Annotated in this window: 20 protein-coding genes and 1 tRNA gene; 4 read left to right on the top strand and 17 right to left on the bottom strand. The window is 59.6% G+C overall.

What is annotated here, in order from left to right; translation table 11 throughout:
- Window positions 1-86: 86 nt before the first annotated feature.
- From HNQ99_RS11815 to hrcA, 3 genes are all read right to left on the bottom strand, one after another.
- A complete protein-coding gene (locus HNQ99_RS11815; RefSeq protein ID WP_184475867.1) occupies window positions 87-1,505 on the bottom strand; it encodes a helix-turn-helix domain-containing protein in 1,419 nt (472 codons plus the stop codon).
- A 118-nt stretch (window positions 1,506-1,623) separates the two neighbouring features.
- Window positions 1,624-2,184, bottom strand: coding sequence for a nucleotide exchange factor GrpE (gene grpE, locus HNQ99_RS11810; protein WP_184475866.1), 561 nt, complete (start codon window positions 2,182-2,184; stop codon window positions 1,624-1,626).
- Complete coding sequence (gene hrcA, locus HNQ99_RS11805) at window positions 2,181-3,224, bottom strand: heat-inducible transcriptional repressor HrcA (RefSeq protein ID WP_184475865.1); 1,044 nt, start codon at window positions 3,222-3,224, stop codon at window positions 2,181-2,183. Before hrcA ends, grpE begins: the two co-directional genes overlap by 4 nt.
- Window positions 3,225-3,398: 174 nt before the next feature.
- Between hrcA and rph the strand changes: the two genes are divergently transcribed.
- Both rph and rdgB read left to right on the top strand, forming a co-directional pair.
- On the top strand, window positions 3,399-4,115 hold the full coding sequence (gene rph, locus HNQ99_RS11800; protein WP_184475864.1) for a ribonuclease PH: 717 nt from the start codon (window positions 3,399-3,401) through the stop codon (window positions 4,113-4,115).
- Window positions 4,112-4,729 carry an RdgB/HAM1 family non-canonical purine NTP pyrophosphatase gene (gene rdgB / locus HNQ99_RS11795; RefSeq protein WP_184475863.1) on the top strand — a complete coding sequence of 206 codons (618 nt, stop codon included), beginning with the start codon at window positions 4,112-4,114 and terminating at the stop codon, window positions 4,727-4,729. The genes rph and rdgB overlap by 4 nt, the downstream gene beginning before the upstream one ends.
- A gap of 204 nt (window positions 4,730-4,933) precedes the next feature.
- Here the strand turns inward: rdgB and HNQ99_RS11790 are convergent, their stop codons facing one another.
- Genes HNQ99_RS11790 through HNQ99_RS11780 form a run of 3 tightly spaced genes read right to left on the bottom strand, consistent with a single transcriptional unit; the run spans window position 4,934 to window position 8,763 of the window.
- Complete coding sequence (locus HNQ99_RS11790; RefSeq protein WP_221232674.1) at window positions 4,934-5,212, bottom strand: ETC complex I subunit; 279 nt, start codon at window positions 5,210-5,212, stop codon at window positions 4,934-4,936.
- 52 nt (window positions 5,213-5,264) lie between these two features.
- Window positions 5,265-7,721: an ATP-dependent helicase HrpB gene (gene hrpB / locus HNQ99_RS11785; protein ID WP_184475862.1), complete on the bottom strand. Its 2,457-nt coding sequence runs from the start codon at window positions 7,719-7,721 to the stop codon at window positions 5,265-5,267.
- A gap of 28 nt (window positions 7,722-7,749) precedes the next feature.
- On the bottom strand, window positions 7,750-8,763 hold the full coding sequence (locus HNQ99_RS11780; protein ID WP_184475861.1) for a polyprenyl synthetase family protein: 1,014 nt from the start codon (window positions 8,761-8,763) through the stop codon (window positions 7,750-7,752).
- Window positions 8,764-8,863: 100 nt separating this feature from the next.
- Here HNQ99_RS11780 and HNQ99_RS11775 point away from each other — a divergent pair, with 100 nt between their 5' ends.
- Window positions 8,864-9,145, top strand: coding sequence for a chorismate mutase (locus tag HNQ99_RS11775; protein WP_184475860.1), 282 nt, complete (start codon window positions 8,864-8,866; stop codon window positions 9,143-9,145).
- Between the two features lie 37 nt (window positions 9,146-9,182).
- Here HNQ99_RS11775 and HNQ99_RS11770 read toward each other — a convergent pair whose 3' ends face one another.
- The 8 genes from HNQ99_RS11770 to HNQ99_RS16910 all read right to left on the bottom strand — a co-directional run bounded on the left by HNQ99_RS11770 (window position 9,183) and on the right by HNQ99_RS16910 (window position 16,137).
- Window positions 9,183-9,542 carry a HesB/IscA family protein gene (locus HNQ99_RS11770; protein WP_184475859.1) on the bottom strand — a complete coding sequence of 120 codons (360 nt, stop codon included), beginning with the start codon at window positions 9,540-9,542 and terminating at the stop codon, window positions 9,183-9,185.
- On the bottom strand, window positions 9,542-10,015 hold the full coding sequence (locus HNQ99_RS11765; protein ID WP_184475858.1) for an SUF system Fe-S cluster assembly protein: 474 nt from the start codon (window positions 10,013-10,015) through the stop codon (window positions 9,542-9,544). Before HNQ99_RS11765 ends, HNQ99_RS11770 begins: the two co-directional genes overlap by 1 nt.
- Window positions 10,012-11,217: a cysteine desulfurase gene (locus tag HNQ99_RS11760; RefSeq protein ID WP_184475857.1), complete on the bottom strand. Its 1,206-nt coding sequence runs from the start codon at window positions 11,215-11,217 to the stop codon at window positions 10,012-10,014. The genes HNQ99_RS11765 and HNQ99_RS11760 overlap by 4 nt, the downstream gene beginning before the upstream one ends.
- On the bottom strand, window positions 11,214-11,966 hold the full coding sequence (locus tag HNQ99_RS11755; RefSeq protein ID WP_184475856.1) for a SufD family Fe-S cluster assembly protein: 753 nt from the start codon (window positions 11,964-11,966) through the stop codon (window positions 11,214-11,216). Before HNQ99_RS11755 ends, HNQ99_RS11760 begins: the two co-directional genes overlap by 4 nt.
- 70 nt (window positions 11,967-12,036) lie before the next feature.
- Window positions 12,037-12,780, bottom strand: coding sequence for a Fe-S cluster assembly ATPase SufC (gene sufC / locus HNQ99_RS11750; protein ID WP_184475855.1), 744 nt, complete (start codon window positions 12,778-12,780; stop codon window positions 12,037-12,039).
- An 80-nt stretch (window positions 12,781-12,860) separates the two neighbouring features.
- Window positions 12,861-14,345, bottom strand: coding sequence for a Fe-S cluster assembly protein SufB (gene sufB, locus HNQ99_RS11745; protein ID WP_184475854.1), 1,485 nt, complete (start codon window positions 14,343-14,345; stop codon window positions 12,861-12,863).
- Between the two features lie 2 nt (window positions 14,346-14,347).
- Window positions 14,348-14,839 (bottom strand): SUF system Fe-S cluster assembly regulator, encoded by a 492-nt coding sequence (locus tag HNQ99_RS11740; protein ID WP_184475853.1) that lies wholly within the window; start codon window positions 14,837-14,839, stop codon window positions 14,348-14,350.
- 86 nt (window positions 14,840-14,925) lie between these two features.
- Window positions 14,926-16,137, bottom strand: a complete 1,212-nt coding sequence (locus tag HNQ99_RS16910) for a diguanylate cyclase domain-containing protein (RefSeq protein ID WP_184475852.1) — start codon at window positions 16,135-16,137, stop codon at window positions 14,926-14,928.
- Between the two features lie 395 nt (window positions 16,138-16,532).
- On the opposite strand from HNQ99_RS16910, the gene ypfJ reads away from it, so the two are divergent.
- Window positions 16,533-17,399: a KPN_02809 family neutral zinc metallopeptidase gene (ypfJ, locus tag HNQ99_RS11730; RefSeq protein ID WP_184475851.1), complete on the top strand. Its 867-nt coding sequence runs from the start codon at window positions 16,533-16,535 to the stop codon at window positions 17,397-17,399.
- A 98-nt stretch (window positions 17,400-17,497) separates the two neighbouring features.
- On the opposite strand, the gene HNQ99_RS11725 is transcribed toward ypfJ, so the two are convergent.
- The 3 genes from HNQ99_RS11725 to HNQ99_RS11715 form a co-directional block, all read right to left on the bottom strand.
- Window positions 17,498-18,367, bottom strand: a complete 870-nt coding sequence (locus tag HNQ99_RS11725; protein ID WP_184475850.1) for an alpha/beta fold hydrolase — start codon at window positions 18,365-18,367, stop codon at window positions 17,498-17,500.
- 4 nt (window positions 18,368-18,371) lie between these two features.
- Window positions 18,372-18,764 (bottom strand): VOC family protein, encoded by a 393-nt coding sequence (locus HNQ99_RS11720; protein ID WP_184475849.1) that lies wholly within the window; start codon window positions 18,762-18,764, stop codon window positions 18,372-18,374.
- Window positions 18,765-18,951: 187 nt separating this feature from the next.
- Window positions 18,952-19,025 (bottom strand) — tRNA-Gln (locus tag HNQ99_RS11715).
- Between the last annotated feature and the right edge of the window lie 234 nt (window positions 19,026-19,259).

The raw sequence follows: 19,259 nt of genomic DNA, 5'->3' as shown, positions 1-19,259 counted from the left end.
GGCTGTAGACTCCGCTTTTGGGGCGAAGCCTGCCGCACATGGGTAGGGATCGTCTTTACGTATTGTTGCCTATAGCCGGCTGTCGCCTATTTGATGCGATAAGGCACGACTTCTCGTACGTCCGGATCGACCGACAAGCTGCGATCAACAGGAGGAAAGGCGCGCTGGTCGCAGTTAAGGCGCGGACAGATGCGGCAACTGATCCCTATGGGGGTGGCTGCCTGTTCGTTGGCCAGGTCAAGCTGGTCGGCATAGACGAAGCTGCGCGCATGTTCGACCTCGCAACCCAGCGCCACGGCATAGCGGCGCGGAGCCCGGGTGTAGCTGCCGGAGGGCTTCACCAGTCCCTTCGCCATGCAGACATAGCGGGCGCGATCGGGCGTCTGGGCGAGTTGCACGACGATGCGATCCGGAATGGCCACGGCCTCATGCACGATCCAGAGAGGACACGCGCCTCCAAAGCGGGCGAATTCCAGCCGCGTGGCCGAATGCCGCTTGGTGATGTTGCCCGCCATGTCGACCCGGCAAAAGAAAAAGGGCGTTCCGCATTCCCCCGGCCGTTGGAGAGTGGAAAGGCGATGGCAGGCCTGCTCGAAACTCACGGAAAAAAACTGGCACAGCCGGTCGATATCGTGCCGCAGGCTGCGCGCGGTGCGACGAAAGCGCTCATAGGGCATCAACAATGCCCCCGCCGCATAATTGGCAAGCCCTATGGACAGAAGCTGCCGCGCCTCTTCCGACCGCAACTCCGCCTCGTCCCTCACTTGCGCAATCTGCTGCTCAAGTTCCAAAGCCGCCAGTTGATGCGCCAGCGCAAACCGGCGGCTGTCGGGGGGCATCGCGCTTGAAAGCGTCAATATCTGTCCGCGCCGATCATATCTCCGAAGGAGGCGCGCACTATCCTCCCGCGACGTCATCTCAATCGTGACGCGGTGTCTCTCCAGCAGTCGCTGAGCGATGGCATCTTCAGGAATCTGGTCCTGACGCCACAAAGTAGCAGCCATTTGTTCCGCCGCGCGATCGATCGAGTCCACATAATTGCCGGCCAAATGAAACCAGTCGCGCACCTCTTCCCAAGGCAAGCGGCCATCCATGCCGACCTCGCTCGAAATGACATCATCCACGAATTGCAAGCGATTGATCGCGCCGCGATAGGCCTGATGCAGTACGGCCAAACGGTCCGCTATGGCGGGCTGCAATTCCACCAACCGATCGACCGCGCCGTCCGAAATATCCATGCCTGCAAATAGCGGATCGGAGAGAGCGTCGCGCACGCCCGATGTACGACGCTGCTCGTCATCAACTTCAAAATCCGCGCCGTTCAACGGAAAGACACGAGTAATCGCCTGCCGAATTGCCGGCGTCATAGGCCGGTCGTCATGTTCCAACTGGCTGAGATAACTGTTTGAAATGCCGATCCGCGCCGACATGACCGACTGGGACAAACCCAGCCGCAACCGCAATGCCCGAAGCCGTTCGCCGGCATAAAGTCGCTGCTTTACCATCTCTCCGCATCCTTGCAAAATTGCCATTTGCAAAAGTAATTGGCGAAAGCAAGGGCGATGTGTGGTTTTGAATATTGGCCGGCTTGGGCTCCTGAAGTCAGGAGCCCAGACCTTTGCCTTAGTCAGGTTTCTTCGCAACGCCCACCAATGCGGGACGTAACAAACGGTCCTTGATCATATAACCGGGCTGCAACTCCTGCACGATTGTGCCGGGCTCCACGTCACTGGGAATCTCCATCATTGCCTGATGACGATTTGGATCCAGCGGTTGCCCCATAGCCTCGATCTTCTCAATGCCGTTCTTGCGGAATGCGCTTTCCATTTCCTTGCCGGTGGCTTCCAGGCCGACAATGAGCCCCTTGAGCTTTTCATCCTCGCGCAGTTCCGCCGGTATTGCGGCGAGGGCTCTGGCAAGATTATCTGCTACCGACAATATGTCTCTGGCAAAACCCGTAGCTGCATAGGCGCGGGCATCCTGAACTTCTTTCTCCAGACGCCGGCGGACGTTCTGAGTGTCGGCCTGCGCATATAAAATGTCCTGCCGTGCCCGCTCCAGATCGGCCTCCAATTCGGCAAGCCTATCGATCTCGGATGAGAGGGAGGACGCATCCTGCCCCTCTTCATCCAGAACATCTTCTGCGATCTCAGTGTCTTGTGGTACTTTCTTGTCGTCTGTCATCTCATCAATCTCGATAAGGTCTGTGCGGTGAAATCCACCATGGGAACGATTCGCGCATAGTTCAAGCGTGTGGGGCCGATAACCCCCACGACGCCGACGACACGCCCGTCGCCACTCCGGTAGGGGGCTGCTATCACGGATGAGCCGGAAAGCGAGAAAAGTTTATTCTCCGATCCGATGAATATTTTGGTGGCGCTTCCGTTCCGCGCGCTATCAAGCAGGTGATAAATTTCTTCCTTGCCCTCCAGTTCATCAAGCAGTTGCCGCACGCGATCCAGATGTTCGGCAGCACTCTCGTCGATAAGGTTCGCTTGCCCCCTGACGATGAGCACGGGCCGGTCCTCGCTGTCCGACGACCAGACCGCAAGGCCTCGCTCGACCAACTCCCGGCTGGCGCCATCCAGCGCCGTCCGCCCGGCTTCGATCTCTTGCTGCAGCACCGCCTGAGCCTGCACCAAGGTTCGTCCGGCAAATTGGACGCTCATATAATTCGCTGCTTCTGCCAGTGCTGAGGGAGCCACTCCCTTTGGAAGATTGACGACACGGTTTTCGACGCTGCCGTCCTCCCCGACAAGCACGGCAAGCGCCTGCTTTTCCGAAAGGGGTACAAAGCCGAACTGCCGCAGCACTGGTTCACGTTTAGGAACCAGCACAATTCCAGCACAGGCGGAAAGGCCAGACAATACAGCGCTCGCTGCGGTAAGAGCTTCCTCAATAGGGCCGCTTTCCGAGAGGCGGGATTCGATCGCACGCCGCTCCTCCTCGGAAGGTTCGGTGGCCTGCATCATGCCGTCGACAAATAAGCGAAGACCGCTCTCCGTGGGCATCCGCCCTGCCGACGTGTGCGGAGCGGCGAGCAGGCCCAGTTCCTCCAGGTCCTGCATCACATTCCGGATAGATGCAGGCGACAGGTTCAAGCCCGACAGCTTGCTGATCGTCCGGGATCCTACCGGCGTTCCAGAGCCGAGATAACTCTCCACCACCACGCGGAACACATCCCGCGCGCGGTCATTCAGTTCGCTGATCGGAGACACCGTCATGGCGTTTATCTAAGCAATAGGGACAGAAGGCTCAATATCCTGTATTTCGGCATAAGCCGAAGAATGAGCGAAACTCATCTGGCCAGCGATTTACAGCGTCAGCCGGAATAGGTGCTGGCAACCGGTCCCCAGTGTCGCTAAAGCCCCTGCACGACAGCCACAGGAGACACCAATATGCGCCCATCCGGCCGTGCGCCCGACGAAATGCGGGTTATTACCATGGAGCCCGGTTTCACCATTCATGCAGAGGGCAGCTGCCTGGTGAGCTTTGGCAACACACGTGTTCTCTGCACCGCATCAGTCGAAGAGCGCGTACCGCCATTTTTGCGCGGCAAGGGTGAAGGCTGGGTCACCGGCGAATATGGCATGCTGCCCCGCGCCACGCACACGCGCGGCAATCGCGAAGCGGCCAAGGGCAAGCAGTCCGGCAGAACGCAAGAAATTCAACGGCTTATCGGGCGCTCCTTGCGCGCGGTCACTGACCTGAAGAAACTAGGTGAGCGGCAAATCGTTCTCGATTGCGACGTCATTCAGGCGGATGGCGGCACCCGGACGGCCGCAATCAGCGGCGCCTGGGTCGCCTTGCGCCTGGCCGTTGACAATCTCATGGCAAAGCAGCTTCTGGACGAGGACCCCATTGTGCAGAAGGTAGCGGCCGTCAGCTGCGGGATTTACAACGGCACTCCAGTTCTTGACCTTGACTATGACGAGGACAGCAATGCCGGGGCGGATGCGAATTTCGTACTCACCAGCGATGGCAAGATTGCCGAGGCGCAGGCGACGGCAGAGGGCGATTGCTATGATGAGGAAGGCCTCCTCCGCCTTCTCCGTCTGGCCCGTATCGGCTGCAACCAGATTTTCGCCTTTCAGGATCGGGTCACCGGACGGTGAGCGAGGAACAGGCCATTCGGAAGCTGCAACCTGGACAGCTCTGCATCGCCAGCCACAATGCAGGCAAGGTGCGAGAGATCAGGGCATTGTTGAACCCTTATGGTGTGCAGCCGGTCTCGGCTTCCACGCTTGGCCTGCCTGAACCGGCGGAAACCGGCACCACCTTCATCGCCAATGCGGAGCTCAAAGCGCTGCAGGCGGCAGATCTGTCCGGCCTTCCTGCTCTGGCTGATGACAGCGGCTTGTGCGTTGAGGCGCTGAATAATGAGCCGGGCATATTCTCCGCCCGTTGGGCAGGACCGGACAAGGATTTCGGTTTCGCGATGCGGCTGGTCTGGGAAAATCTTCGCGCGAAGGGGCCTGAGATCGGCCATGATGCCCATTTTGTCTGCGCTTTGGCGCTTGCCTGGCCGGACGGACATGTGGAGGCATTTGAGGGCCGCGTTAATGGCGTCATCACCTGGCCTCCACGGGGCACACAGGGCTTTGGCTATGATCCGATCTTCCAACCCAACGGCTATGACATCAGTTTTGGCGAAATGGAGCCCGAGAAAAAGCACGCCATGAGCCATCGTGCGGATGCTTTCGCCAAGCTGGTGGCTGCGGTTTTTTGAAGCTACGAGAGTGGGCCCGCGCAACAAGGGGCTCGGAAAAGCTCGAAGCAGCGCTTGTCATTAGAATGATCCATCCCCGTTCGTGTCGAACCAAGTCGAGACACGTCGCACCAAGGTCAACTCCCTCGACTTGCTCGGGACAAACGGTTTCATGTGTAACCCTGCTAAACAGGGTTAGATGCCATTTCGAACGTCGAACCCGCTTTACCGGAAATTATCCGCATAAGCCTGAATCTTCAGCTTTCGTTCGGGCGCGGGGACGACGTGATAGGCAATCCCTTCACGTTCCGCATAAGCCTTGGCCGCCTCCAGCGTCGGGAACATCAGCTTCAGCTGCCGACGGGTATCAGCCGAACCGGCCCAGCCGGTCAGCGGATCGGGACGCTGCGCATCCTGGGGTTCGAACTCCAGCATCCATTTGTCGGTATTTGCGCGGCCAGACTGCATGGCATTTTTGGGGCGCTGGAAAATCCGTGCTGACATGATGGCTCCGCTGAAATTATCCCGGCTTCGTTGCCCAAATCGACCGTCGTCGTCAAGGGTTCCGCCGCGCGTCCGCTTTCTTGGTGCGCAGCGTTGCGCCTGCAAAAATGGGATTTTCCGGCCAGGGATGCCTTGGATAGCGGCCGCGCATTTCCTTGGCCACCGCCGCCCAGCTTCCCGCCCAAAAGCCGGGTAAGTCCCGCGTCGTCTGGATCGGTCGCCCGGCCGGCGAGGTCAGGCTCAACACCAAAGGAATGCGCTCGGTGCCGATGCAGGGATGTTCGGCCAGGCCAAACAGCGCCTGCACGCGCAACTCCACCCTCGGCCCGCCTTCCGCAGCATAGTCGATGACATGGCGACTTCCCGCCGGCGACAGGAATTCAGGGGGCGCCAACCGGTCAATCTGCTGCTTTACATCCCAGCCGACCAGCCCTTCCAAAACCGCCAATAGCGCCGATGGATCGACGGCCGACAAACGCCTCTTGCCCGTCAAGAGCGGCGGCAGCCAGTGATCCAGTATTTCGAGCAACGCGGCATCGCTCAATTCCCCTTGCCCGGCAAAGACCGCCCTCATTCGTAGCGACCGGGCATTGTCGGGCCATGGAAGCTGATCCAACCCAAATAACCTCACTCCGTCCAGTAGCGCAGTAGCAACGCTTTCGCTGTTCGGGCTGTCATCGGTCCCTCCCGCCAGCCGGATTGAACCCAGCCGCCGTTCTCGCATCGCCTCCACGCCACCTGTCTCACCGCGAAAGCGTACGGTTCGCTTCTCTTCAATGCGGTGCGGGAAAAGCGCCAGTACGGAAGCTTCATCAAGGGGCGCGGCAGACAGGATGCGTGCGCCCGCAGCGCTCCCCTGCACCTCCCCGACCGCCAGCCATTCCTCCCGCGCCAATGGGGAGGCCGGATCAAGCCGGAAAGCCCGACCGCCGACGCTGATCCAGTCCTCGCCATTGGCCTTTCGGCGCTTGGACACCCGATCGGGAAAGGCGAGCGCGAGACAGATGCCGACCTCATCTCCGCTCCCGCTAACCCCTTCCGCCAACGGGAGGGGAATGAGCCTGCTCCACCGCCGAGCCAAGGACCGTCCCGCTTCGGCCCTTCTGCCGCTCTCGCGACGCCACCGCTGAAGCCTGTGGGTCAGGTCCGCATCCATTCCACCAAGGCCGCGCTCGGTGATCAGCACCGCCACATCTGCCGCGAGAGCACCCAGCCCCTTCTCCCCCGCCCACACGAGCATATGGGCAAGCCGAGGTTCCAGCGGCAGGCGGGAAATCAATCGACCGTGCGCGGTGATCCGCCCTTCTTCATCCAGCACTTCCAGACCTCGAAGCCGCGTTTTTGCCTCCGCCAGAGCAACGGCAGGCGGCGAGTCGATCCATTTAAGCTGCGTCGGATCATTTACCCCCCATTGGGCACAATCGAGCAGGAGCGCGGAGAGGTCACTTTCCAATATGGCGGGCGGATCGTAGGGCGGCATGCCGCTGATGGCCGCAGCCTCCCACAACCGATAAGCAACACCTGAACCCTGACGCGCCGCTCGCCCAGCCCTTTGCGTCGCCGCCGCCTGACTGGCCTTTTCGGTTACCAGCCGCGTAAGCCCCGCCGCCCGATCATAGCGAGGCCGCCGTGAGAGACCGCTGTCCACCACGATGCGGACGCCGTCTATGGTCAGACTGGTCTCCGCAATGCTGGTGGCGAGTATGACCTTGCGGACTCCCGACTCGCCAGCCCGGATCGCGGCGCGCTGTTCGGCCGGTTCCAGCGAACCATGCAGTCGATGGATGACCACATTGCCCGGCAATGTCTCAAGCCGCTCTGCGGTTCGCTCAATTTCAGCGACACCGGGAAGGAAGGCAAGTACATCCCCCTCCGCTTCATTGAGCGCCCGCCGGATCACGCCCGCCATATCCTCCTCGATCCGCTTGTCGGTGGCCCTCCCAACATGACGAAGTTCAAGCGGCCAAGATTTCCCTTCGCTCTCGATCACTGGCGCATCGCCCATCAAAGCTGAAAAACGCACGCCGTCCAACGTAGCGGACATGGCGATCAGCCGCAGGTCGGGCCGCAGCGCCTCTTGTGCATCGAGCGCCAGCGCCAAGCCGAAATCGCTGTCAAGGCTGCGCTCATGCACTTCGTCGAACAGCACTGCGGATATCCCGACCAGCTCGGGATCCTCCAGGATTCGATTACGGAAGATGCCCTCCGTCAACACCAATATGCGGGTTTTCGCGGAGTGCCTGCTTTCCATGCGGGTCGCATATCCAACGGCCTGCCCTACCGACTCCCCCGCCACCTGGGCCATCCGCTCGGCAGCGGCGCGAGCGGCAAGGCGCCGGGGAGACAGGAGGAGGATTTGGCCACCACACCAGGGCTGATCCAGCAGCGCAGGCGCAACCGCAGTCGTTTTACCTGCGCCCGGAGGAGCCACAAGGACTGCGCTGCTGCATTTGCCGACCGCGGCCAGCAAGTCCGGCAGGACAGCGTGGATGGGGAGAAGGCCGCTCATACGCCGCCCGCCTTATATCTCACCCAGATCAATAAGCCCGGGCAATTGCGAATTCCACCGCTTCGACAAGCGCCGCCTTCGCCTTGCCCCCTGCAAAACCGCCCAGCGCATCAATGGCGCGCTGGCCATAATGCCGCGCTCTGGCGAGGGTGTCGGCAATGGCCCCGTTTTCCTCAAGCAGCCGCGTGGCGTGCGCCAGGTCTTCGTCGCTCGTCCGATGACCCGAAATCGCGTCGCGCCAGAATTGCTTCTGTTCCTCGTTGCCACGGGCATAGGCGAGAATTACGGGAAGCGTTACTTTTCCGTCGCGGAAATCGTCGCCCGCATCCTTGCCCATGGTTTCTTCGTCGGAGGAATAGTCTATGGCGTCGTCGACGAGTTGAAACGCGATGCCCAGATTGCGCCCGTAGCTGTCGAGCGCCATTTCCTGCGCCTCGTCGCGTTCCGCCACCACCGCGGCGATCCGGCAGGCCGCGGCAAACAGGACGGCGGTCTTGGCGCCGATAATCTCAAGATAATGTTCCTCGTCCGTATCGATCCGCCGCTGGGCGGTGAGCTGATTGACTTCGCCCTCGGCGATCACGGCCGAAGCGTTGGACAAAATACGCAGTACCTTCAGCGATCCGTCTTCCACCATCAGTTCAAAGGAACGGCTGAACAGAAAATCACCTACCAGCACGCTGGCGCTGTTGCCCCAGATGATGTTCGCTGTCTTGCGCCCGCGCCGCATGCCGGATCCATCCACCACATCGTCGTGCAGCAGCGTCGCTGTGTGGATGAACTCCACCGCCGCCGCGAGCTTGTGATGCCGCGTGCCCCGATATTCCAGTAATTCGGCGCAAGCGAGCGTCAGCATCGGCCGCATCCGCTTACCCCCGCCCGCGATGAGATGTCCCGCAAGTTCAGGGATTAGGGGTATCTTCGACTGCATGCGTTCCAGGATCACGCTGTTGACAGCGTTCATGTCGCCGGCAACCAGCGACATCATCGGTTCAAGCGAGGGCACTGGGCGGCGATTCAGTTGATGAACGGTACCGGTCATATGAGGCGCGATGTGGCGATGCCGGAACGATAAGGCAAGCATAATAGCTTGCCTCCTACCACGATCTTAGCAAAAAGCCGGGTTCAGAAAGGATTCGAGCATGGACGAGACGTTGACACGCTACCGCGAAAGCATCGACAATATCGATGCGGCTCTCGTGTTCATGCTCGCGGAACGTTTTAAGATTACTCAGGATGTGGGCCGGTACAAGGCTGAGCACGCCTTGCCACCCGCTGATCCCGGTAGAGAGCAAGCCCAAATTGCGCGTCTCAGGAAATTGGCACAGGCCGCACATCTCGATCCGGATTTCACCGAAAAATTCCTGCGCTTCATCATTGACGAAGTCATCCGTCATCATGAAGGATTGCGGGGCGAAAAATAACCGCAGCCCACTATCCGGCGTCCGGTTTCCACCAAATTTAGACGGTAAAGCTTTCGCCGCAGCCGCAGCTGCCCTTGGCATTGGGATTTTCAAACACGAAGCCGGCGGTAAAATCATCCTCCCGCCAATCCATGGTCGATCCGATCAGGTAGAGCACCGAAGCGCCGTCGATATAAAAGACGCCGCCTGGCGTTTCGATCTTTTCGTCGAACTTCGCCTCTTGGGTCACATAATCCACAGAATAGGCCAAACCCGAACAGCCTCTGCGCGGGGTCGAAAGCTTTACGCCAATCGCCCCTTCCGGCGCGCGTGCCATCAGATCGGCAATGCGCTGCTCAGCAGCCGGCGTCAGTATGACGGCGGCAGGTTTGGCGCGAAATTTGGTTTCAACAGCCATTATAGCATTCCCAGTTCCAGCTTGGCCTCGTCGCTCATCTTCTGCGGGTCCCAGGGCGGGTCCCACACCAGATTGACCTCGGCAACTCCGACACCCGGCACCGATCCAACGCGCAATTCAACCTCTCCAGGCATGGACTCCGCTACGGGACAATGCGGTGTCGTCAAAGTCATGGTGACCACTACATGGCCTTCACCGGTCACGTCCACGCCGTAGATCAAGCCAAGATCATAGATATTGACCGGAATTTCGGGATCGTAGATTTCCTTCAGGGCGTTGATAACGCCCTCATAGATATCGCCGCCCGGCTCACCCGCCGACACGCCGGAAGGCTGCTGGCTCAGGAAGCCTTCCAGATAATCGCGTTTGCGCTCCATGGTGTCGCGAGGCGTCTCTACATCCTCCACGCGCACCTTTGGTGGTGCCACGACGCTGTCCACTTCCTCGACCGCTATCTTCCGCTCCTCGTTCATCCGAAGATCTTCCTCACCCGTTCAATTCCTCGCGCCAGCGCCGCGATGTCGCTTTCGTCGTTATAAACCCCAAAGCTCGCTCGCGCTGTTGCCTCGACCCCAAGGTGACGCATCAGCGGTTGGGCGCAATGATGCCCTGCCCGGATAGCGACGCCTTCCTCGTCCAATATGGTGGCCACATCATGGGGATGCACCCCCTCCACCTCGAAGCTTAAAATTCCCGCGCTATCCACCGGCCCAAAGACCCGTACGCTGTTCAGGCCATGCAGCGCATCCCTTGCCTGACCCACCAAAGCGCATTCATGTGCATGAATGACGCCCAGCCCGATTTGCTCGACATAGTCGATCGCCGCGGCCAGCCCCGCGACGCCCGCGATATGCGGGGTCCCGGCCTCAAAACGGGTCGGCGCAGGGGCGTAGGTGGTTTTCTCGAACGTCACTTTCTCGATCATCGATCCGCCGCCCTGATAGGGAGGCATCGCGTCCAATATCTCCGCCCGCGCCCAAAGCGCCCCAATCCCGCTCGGACCGTAAAGCTTGTGGGCCGAAAACGCGTAAAAGTCGCAATCCAGCGCCTGCACATCAACGGCGAGCCTGGGAACGGCCTGACAACCGTCGAGCAATATCTTCGCTCCAACGGCATGCGCCATGTCGGCGGCGCGGCGCGCGTCAAGCACGGAACCAAGCACGTTGGACACATGGGCCAGCGCCACCAACTTGTGCTTCGGCGTCAACATCGCCTGCATGGCGTCAAGGTCGATCTTGCCGTCCTGCGTCAGCGGGGCAACGTCGATCTCTGCCCCCGTCCGTTTCGCGATCAGCTGCCAGGGTACGATATTGCTGTGATGTTCCAACATCGACAGCATGATCCGGTCACCCGACTTCAGGTTCGCTCCACCCCAACTGTGCGCCACCAGATTGATCGCTTCGGTCGCGCCGCGAACATATACGATCTCGCTGTCGGAATAGGCGTTGAGGAACCCGGCAACCTTCCGCCGCGCCGCCTCATAGGCGAGTGTCATGTTGGCCGAACGGGCATAAACACCGCGATGCACGGTCGCATAATCCTCACCATAGGCGCGGGCGATGGCTTCAATCACCTGCGCCGGCTTTTGTGCGGTGGCGGCGGTGTCGAGATAATGCCAATCCGCAATTCCCGGAAAATCAGCGCGCCAGCTTTTCTGGAGGAGAGTTGCGTTCATACCATCGCCTCCAGCTTGGCCATCGCCGCCTGCTCCATTTCCTCGCGCGCAGCGTCTTCCGCTACATCGTCGAACACGCCGGCGATGAAGGCGCGGAGCAACAGCCGTTTGGCAAGGCCGGGCTCCATACCGCGACTCTCCATGTAGAACAGCGCAGCCTTGTCGAGTTCGCCAACCGTTGCGCCATGAGCGCATTTTACATCGTCAGCGAAAATCTCCAGTTCTGGCTTGGCATTGGCCGTAGCAGTGCGGTCGATCAGCATCGCTTTCACCGACTGTTCCGCATCCGTCTTCTGCGCATGGCGTGCGACCTTGATCGCCCCCAGGAAGCTGCCCGTCGCCTTTTGCGACAGGATGGAGCGCACCGTCTGGCGGCTGGTCGCATTGGGCAATGCATGGCTGACTGTCGTCACGATCTCCAGCGTCTGCGATCCGTTCCCCAGTATCGCTCCTCCCAGTTCGAAATGGGCGCCCTCGCCCAGCGTCACATCCAGCGTAACCCGGCCAAGCTTGCCACCCATGTTGAGAATGTGGAAATCAAGCCGAGCTCCGTCCGCCACCTCGATAACATAATCGCGCACGATCACGGCATCGTCAGCGGCATTCTGAATCAGATGCCGAGCCGCCGTTTCTCCAGCAGCCACGATGATTCGTTCGGCCTGGGGCAGCGGCCAGATGCTTTCCAGCGCGGCGAGGTCGCTATAGCGCCATGCCTCGTCATGGGTCGTTGGGAGGGTCGCCAGTGTCATGCCCCCTCCACCACGCCGCTTGGCGTCGCGGTTCGCCTTCCCGTACCGGGGAGAAATCGGGAGGCCATCCTCACGCCACCACCTCCGCATAGCCCTCGCGCTCAAGCTCCAGCGCCAATTCCGGCCCTCCGGACTTCACGATCCGTCCAGCGGCGAGCACATGAACGAAGTCCGGCTTCACATAATCGAGCAGCCGCTGGTAGTGCGTGATCAGCAGCACAGCCTTGTCGGGCCGCCGCATGATGGAGTTGATCCCCTCGCCCACGGTGCGCAGCGCGTCGATGTCGAGGCCGCTGTCGGTTTCATCGAGGATCGCAAGCTTCGGGTCGAGGATGCCCATCTGCACCATCTCGTTGCGCTTCTTCTCGCCGCCTGAAAAGCCCACATTCACGGGGCGCTTCAGCATATCCATGTCGAGCTTCAGGAGCGCGGCCTTTTCCTTGGCGAGCTTGATGAACTCACCGCCGGAAAGCGGCTCCAAGCCATTGGCCTTGCGCTGGCTGTTGAGGCTCTCCCGCAGGAATTGCAGGTTGGAGACGCCGGGGATTTCGACGGGATACTGGAAGCCCAAGAACAAGCCCGCCGCAGCGCGCTCATGCGGCTCCAAGCTGAACAAGTTCACACCATCAAAAGAGACCTCGCCGCCCGTCGCTTCATAGCCCGGACGGCCGCCCAGCGTGTAAGCCAGCGTCGACTTGCCGGCGCCATTGGGTCCCATGATCGCATGGATCTCGCCCGCGTTGATAGAGAGCGACACGCCCTTCAGGATGGGCTTGCCGTCGATTTCATTGGTGAGGTTAGTTATTTTGAGCACTTAGATCATCCTAAAAGTACGAATATCTCAACTCTTTCAACCCTTCCCCTTCAGGGGAGGGATTGGGGTGGGGCGGCTCGTCATCCCACGCTCCCCTCAAGCGAAATGCCCAGCAGCTTTTGCGCCTCGACCGCAAACTCCATCGGCAGCTGCTGCAGCACTTCCTTCGCAAAGCCATTGACGATCAGCGACACCGCCGCTTCGGTATCCAGCCCGCGCTGCATCGCGTAGAAAAGCTGGTCGTCGGAGATCTTGCTCGTCGTCGCCTCATGCTCGATCTGCGCGCTGGGGTTCTTGACCTCGATATAGGGCACGGTGTGCGCCCCGCATTGGTCGCCCAGCAAAAGGCTGTCGCACTGGGTGAAGTTGCGGACGTTCTCCGCCGTTGGACCGACGCGGACCAGGCCGCGATAGGTGTTGTTCGACTTACCCGCGCTGATCCCCTTGGAAATGATCGTGGAGCGGCTGTTCTTGCCGAGGTGGATCATCTTCGTGCCGGTATCGGCCTGCTGGTAATTATTCGTGAGAGCGACCGAATAGAATTCGCCCACGCTGTTCTCGCCCGCCAGCACGCAGCTTGGATATTTCCAGGTAATGGCGCTGCCCGTTTCCACCTGCGTCCAGCTGATCTTGCTGTTCTTGCCCTGGCAGAGGCCGCGCTTGGTGACGAAATTATAGATGCCGCCCTTGCCCTGCGCGTCGCCGGGATACCAGTTCTGGACGGTCGAATATTTGATCTCCGCATCCTCCAGCGCGATGAGCTCGACAATGGCGGCGTGAAGCTGGTTCTCGTCCCGCTGCGGCGCTGTGCAGCCCTCGAGGTAGGAAACGTAACTACCCTTGTCCGCGATGATCAGCGTGCGTTCGAACTGCCCGGTATTTTCCGCATTGATACGGAAATAGGTGCTCAACTCCATTGGGCAGCGCACACCCTCCGGAATGTAGACGAAGGTTCCGTCCGAAAAGACCGCGCTATTGAGGGTCGCAAAATAATTGTCATGCTGGGGCACAACCTTGCCGAGCCATTTCTTCACCAGCTCCGGATACTCGCGGATCGCCTCGCTGATCGACAGGAAGATGACCCCCGCCTCAGCCAGTTCCTTGCGAAAGGTCGTGGCCACCGAAACGCTGTCGAATACCGCATCGACCGCTACTTTGCGCGCGCCTTCTACACCGGCGAGGACTTTCTGCTCCTCCAGCGGAATGCCAAGCTTCTGGTAAACCGCCAAAATCTCAGGGTCGAGTTCATCCAGCGACTTGAGCGAAGCCTTCTGCTTGGGCTCCGCATAATAATAGGCCTCCTGATAATCGATGGGGGGCACGTTGAGCTTGGCCCAGTCAGGAGCGGTCTTCGTCAGCCACAGGCGGTAGGCCTTCAGGCGCCATTCCAGCATCCATTCCGGCTCGTTCTTCTTGGCCGAAATAAAACGGACGGTGTCTTCGTTCAGGCCCTTTGGAGCGAAATCCTGTTCGATCTCGCTGGTCCAGCCGAATTCATATTTCGACGCCTTTTCGGCGGCGGCGAGCGCTTCGGCATTACGGACGGTGGTGGTTTCATTCGTCATAGTTAAATCCGTTCATCCCGAGCGAAGTCGAGGGACGTTTGGCTTGCCGCGGACGTGTCTCGACTTGGCTCGACACGAACGGAGTCGGGGAATTCTTGTGCGAGACTTTCGAGCGTCACTCCCGCCAGCGCGCCGCGGATGGCTCCATTGACCGCACCCCAGTGCGGGCGGACGCGACAATTTTCCTCCAGCGCGCATTCGTGGCGAGTTTCTTCGATGCAGGCCGTCATCGCGATGGGCCCTTCCACTGCCTCGACTATATCGGCAAGACTTATCTGGTCAGCCGGTCGGGCAAGGGCGAATCCCCCGCCGGTGCCTCGCGCCGATTCGAGCAGGCCGGCACTCGCAAGCCGCCCCATAAGCTTTTGCGCGGTGGGCAGAGGAACGCCCGTCTCATCGGCCAGGCAGGTCGCTGAAAAGCGCACGTCGCCGTCGTGCCGCGCAATGGCGGACATTACGACAATGGCATAATCGGCAAGGCTCGAAAGCCGCATCACCCGCTCCTGTCGGCTCAATCAAATCGGATGGATTCGTTCCGATTGCGCATGTGGAGGTCGGGGACGGGGAAATCAAGACTTTTCTAAAGCGATTGACTCGCGACCCTGCGATGCCGATCAGTTGCCGGAACGACCCGCCAGTCGCTTGTGCCAGGCTCGGCAACCACGCAGCGCCGTCCCCCCGACGACTTGGCCCGGTATAGCGCCGTGTCCGCGGCGTGGAGCAATGTTTCTATGTCTTGTCCGTGTTCGGGGTAAAGCGCAATGCCAATGCTCAAGCCTATTCGCGCAGTGCAAGGGCCGATTGCATATTCGGCGCTGGAGACTTCGAGCACCAACCTTTCTGCTACAAGATGCGCGCGCCCCCGATCGCCAATTGGCGTCAGGATCACAAATTCGTCTCCGCCGATCCTGGCTATCACGGCGTCTTCAAACGCAAAGGCCTGAATCCGGTTCGCCACCATCTGCAGCAAATGATCGCCCACACCGTGCCCGTAGCGGTCGTTGACCGCCTTGAAGCCATCCAGATCAAGGTACAGCAAGGACCATCGCGCCCCTCGCCCGCCGCCTATTGCAAGCCTTCCGCCCAATTCCTGCATCAGGCCCGCCCTGTTCAACAATCCTGTCAGATGATCGTGCCGCGCCAGATGGTCCTTGGCTCTTTCAGCCACCATGGTGGACACAAGCATGTCCTGTAGCCGGTGAGAGGCGATTGTCATGCTGACGAAATATAAAGGAACCTGCACGAGGCTGAGCAGAAGAACTGGCTGCCCCGATAGCAAGGCCCCGACCGCCGTCGGCCCCAGGCTGAGCATGATCATGACAGCAACAAAGCGCGGCGCGCCGAAATTGCGGAAACATATTCCTCCAACCATTGCCGCTGCCGATAAACAGGCAATGATCGATGCCACCCAGTCGCCGCTCAAAATGCTGACGAAGGAACCATATCCAACGCTGAAAGCCCATAGCAGGCCCAGCAAGAGATAAATGTCAGTCCTTGTGTCCTCCCCACGCGCGGCGGCCCGATGCGCGCCAAGAAGGACGAACAATCGCACGATGCAAACGACAGTTTCCAGCGCCAGCCATGAGATGAATATTGGATTTGGATGTCGTGCCGTAACGATGCCGGCGACCAGCAGGGTATTGACCACACCGCCGACATAGATGGGCAGCGTTCCAAAAAGGCTGCCGACCAATGCTTGACGGATATCGGGGGGGACATCCCGGCTCGCATCTGTCAGCCATCTGGTGACTTGCCAGCGCGGAAGCGAGAATATCTTGTTGTTTCCGCGCACTTCCCATCCCGACTCTGCCGTCCGGCTCTGGTGACCTTATCACCGCTAATATGCTGATAATGTTAGCCGCAACGGGTTAACGGATGATTTGCCGCACGCATTTTTTTCGGTTGGAAACTTGTCCGTTAACAGGCCGGTCGAATGAATTGGCGGCGGCGAAACCATGCTTGTTTCGCCGCCACCACCGCCCCCGCTCCCCCGACGACCCGGAAGGGACAGAATAATCTCAAGCGCCAAATGAATGGCCACATCGGCCTTATGCCCAATGAGATCTGCCTCGCCCATAAGTAAAGTTACGCAGGAGGACTGAGGTCACACACGCCACCCCGGCCCGACGAGGCTCGGGCTGGAACAAAGTCGATGAAAGCGGTGTTCGATTTATCGGGAGAATTGCCATGCGGCTCGACGATCTGGGAACCAACATCAACGTAGAGGATCGTCGAGGTCGTTTCGGTGGCCGTGGCGTGCGCATGGGTGGAGGCTTGAGCCTTGGCAGCCTGGCTCTGATCGCCATCGCCAGCCTGGTGTTCGGCGTGAACCCGCTCGACCTGATAAGCAACTCCGGCCAGGAGCTGTCAGTGGATGAAACGGCCAACGCGCCCGCTGGCTCCGCAGATGCCGGCACGGCCTGCCGCAAGGATGAAGTGAGCCTTTTATCATGTCGCGTGCTTGGGAGTACGGACGCGCTTTGGACGGCGCAATTCGCAGCGGCAGGAGCCCAATATCGAAAACCCACGCTGGTGTTCTACAGCCAGAGCGACGTGTCAGGATGCGGTGCGGCGCAGGCGGCCATGGGACCGTTTTATTGCCCCAGCGACGAACGTATCTATCTTGATACCGATTTCTATCGCGAGTTGTCCGAACGATTCGGAGCAGCAGGCGATTTTGCCCAGGCCTATGTGATTGCGCATGAAGTAGGTCATCATGTGCAGCATCTCATGGGGCTGGCCGATCAGGTCCGCACCGCTCAGCAGCGCGCCGGACAATCCGAGGCAAACCGTTTACAGGTGAAGATGGAACTGCAGGCGGACTGTTTTGCCGGAATGTGGGCAGGGCAAAATCGCGATCGCATCGAACCTGGCGACATTGAAGAAGGAATGCGCGCCGCCAATGCCATTGGCGACGACACGCTCCAGCGTCAGGCGGGGCAACGAGTCACGCCTGACAGCTTCACCCATGGTTCGTCCGAGCAAAGAAAAGCCTGGTTACGAAGAGGCCTTGAAAGCCCTGATCCGCAGCAGTGCGATACTTTCAACCGATGAGCAATGACCGGGCATGACGTTTCTATCGTTGAATTGATTTATGACAGAACCCGAACAATATGCTGTTCTGCCACTTCCCAATTCTCCAGCAGTCCAGGTCAGAGGAATGCCTTCAATTCAGCCACAAATCGCTGAAATTGATCATGATGCAGCCAATGGCCGGCATTCTCGAATTCCACCACTCGCGCGGTGCGGAAATGTCGAATTCGCCCGTCGCGCGCCGGGTTCGATGCCCAGCTGTCTGCACCATATATCAACAGCGTGGGGCAGCTGATCTCACCCCACAACGTCTCTATGTCGCCCTGCGAAATATCCGGAAAAGCCCAGAGATTTAGGTAGTTGTCAAACTTCCAGCTCCAGGTGCCATCCTCATTGCGGTTGATGCCGTGTATAGTCAGGTGGCGCGCCTGCTCTTCGCTTAGATAGCTGTTCTCTGCTTGCATGCGCGCCAACGCATCCTCAATAGATGCGTACCGCTTTGGTATGCGTCCGGCGGCCGCCCGCTTGTCGGCGATCCAGCGTCGGAAATGCTCTGCGTTTGGAGTAGAGGCACGTTTCGCCTGAAGCGGGGGCGACAGCCCCAGTCCTTCTATGGCCACCAGCTTGCGTACCAAGGCCGGATAAAGGCCTGCATAACGCAGTGCGATATTGCCGCCAAGCGAGTGTGCCACAATAGTAATGGGCTTTTCGCCGAGTTGATGTATCAACTGCGCCAGATCGTACACCAAACTGGCCATGTCATAATTGCCCTCGGGCGACCATGCGCTGTCGCCATGCCCACGCAGATCCGGCGCAATGACATGCCAGTGTGAACGAAGCTCACGAGCCACCCAGTCCCAACTGCGGCAATGATCGCGGCCGCCATGGAGGAGGAGCAGCGGCGGCGCCTCCGGATTGCCCCAGTCGGCATAGTGGAGCCGCAGCCGCTGTGAGATAAATATCTGAGAGGTTGGCCCGTGTCCCTGCATGGCGTCAATGTTCAGCCGGCAAGCGATAGAGCGCACATATTTTATTGCCCGCTGGGTCGCGCAAATACGCCAAGTAAAGCATGCCGTCGGCACCCATGTCACGCACTCCGGGTGGGTCTTCACAGGGAGTACCGCCTGCCGCAACGCCCGCTGCGTACCAGGCATCGGCCGCTTCGATCGAACTGGCGGCGAAACCGATGGTGCCACCGTTCGCGCCCGCCGCCGGTTCGCCATTGATCGGTTTCGTGATCGCAAAAATGCCAGATTGCGTCACATAGAATACCCGTCCTCTTTCGTCAGGCGTCCCGGGCAAAACGCCCAATGCGTTTAAAGCCCCATCATAGAAGTTTTTCGACACCTCAATGTCATCCGCGCCGACCATGATATGACTGAACACTCGCTTGATCTCCTCTAAACTAAGACAGCTTTGGGGCTGTTCATTCCATGAATGCATTAATCTGACACGGAAGAAAAGGACCCGCTAAATCGCCGTTGGGGGCAATTGGAACGACATTGCAGCCTGTGTTCTATGACGCACTGGGACGCAATGGTCGGGAAATCGCGATTCAATAATGCCGGAAGATTGGATGCCCCGCGAGGATTCGAACCTCGATTGACGGAGTCAGAGTCCGTAGTCTTACCTTTAGACGACGGGGCAACGTCCGGCGCAGATAGAGTTAGGATTTCTGCGGGTCAAGGGGTTCTTGTCACCGTCATGCGACGAAATTCTGATCACATGTGCGACAAAAGCAGGATTGGCCCCCCTTAACCGGGCTGGCGGACGTTCGCTTATGTCGTTAGAGCGTCGGATTGGAAATGTGAATCGCTGGGGATTCCCCTGGCGTGAGATTTGTGATTCCTTCTCTTTGGAGGTGGATCATGGGCAAAGCAC

This window comes from Rhizorhapis suberifaciens, from assembly GCF_014200045.1.
In the GTDB taxonomy this organism is placed as follows: Bacteria; Pseudomonadota; Alphaproteobacteria; order Sphingomonadales; family Sphingomonadaceae; genus Rhizorhapis; species Rhizorhapis suberifaciens.
Note: the sequence above shows the minus strand (reverse complement) of the source record. Positions and strands in the feature narration are given on the sequence as shown.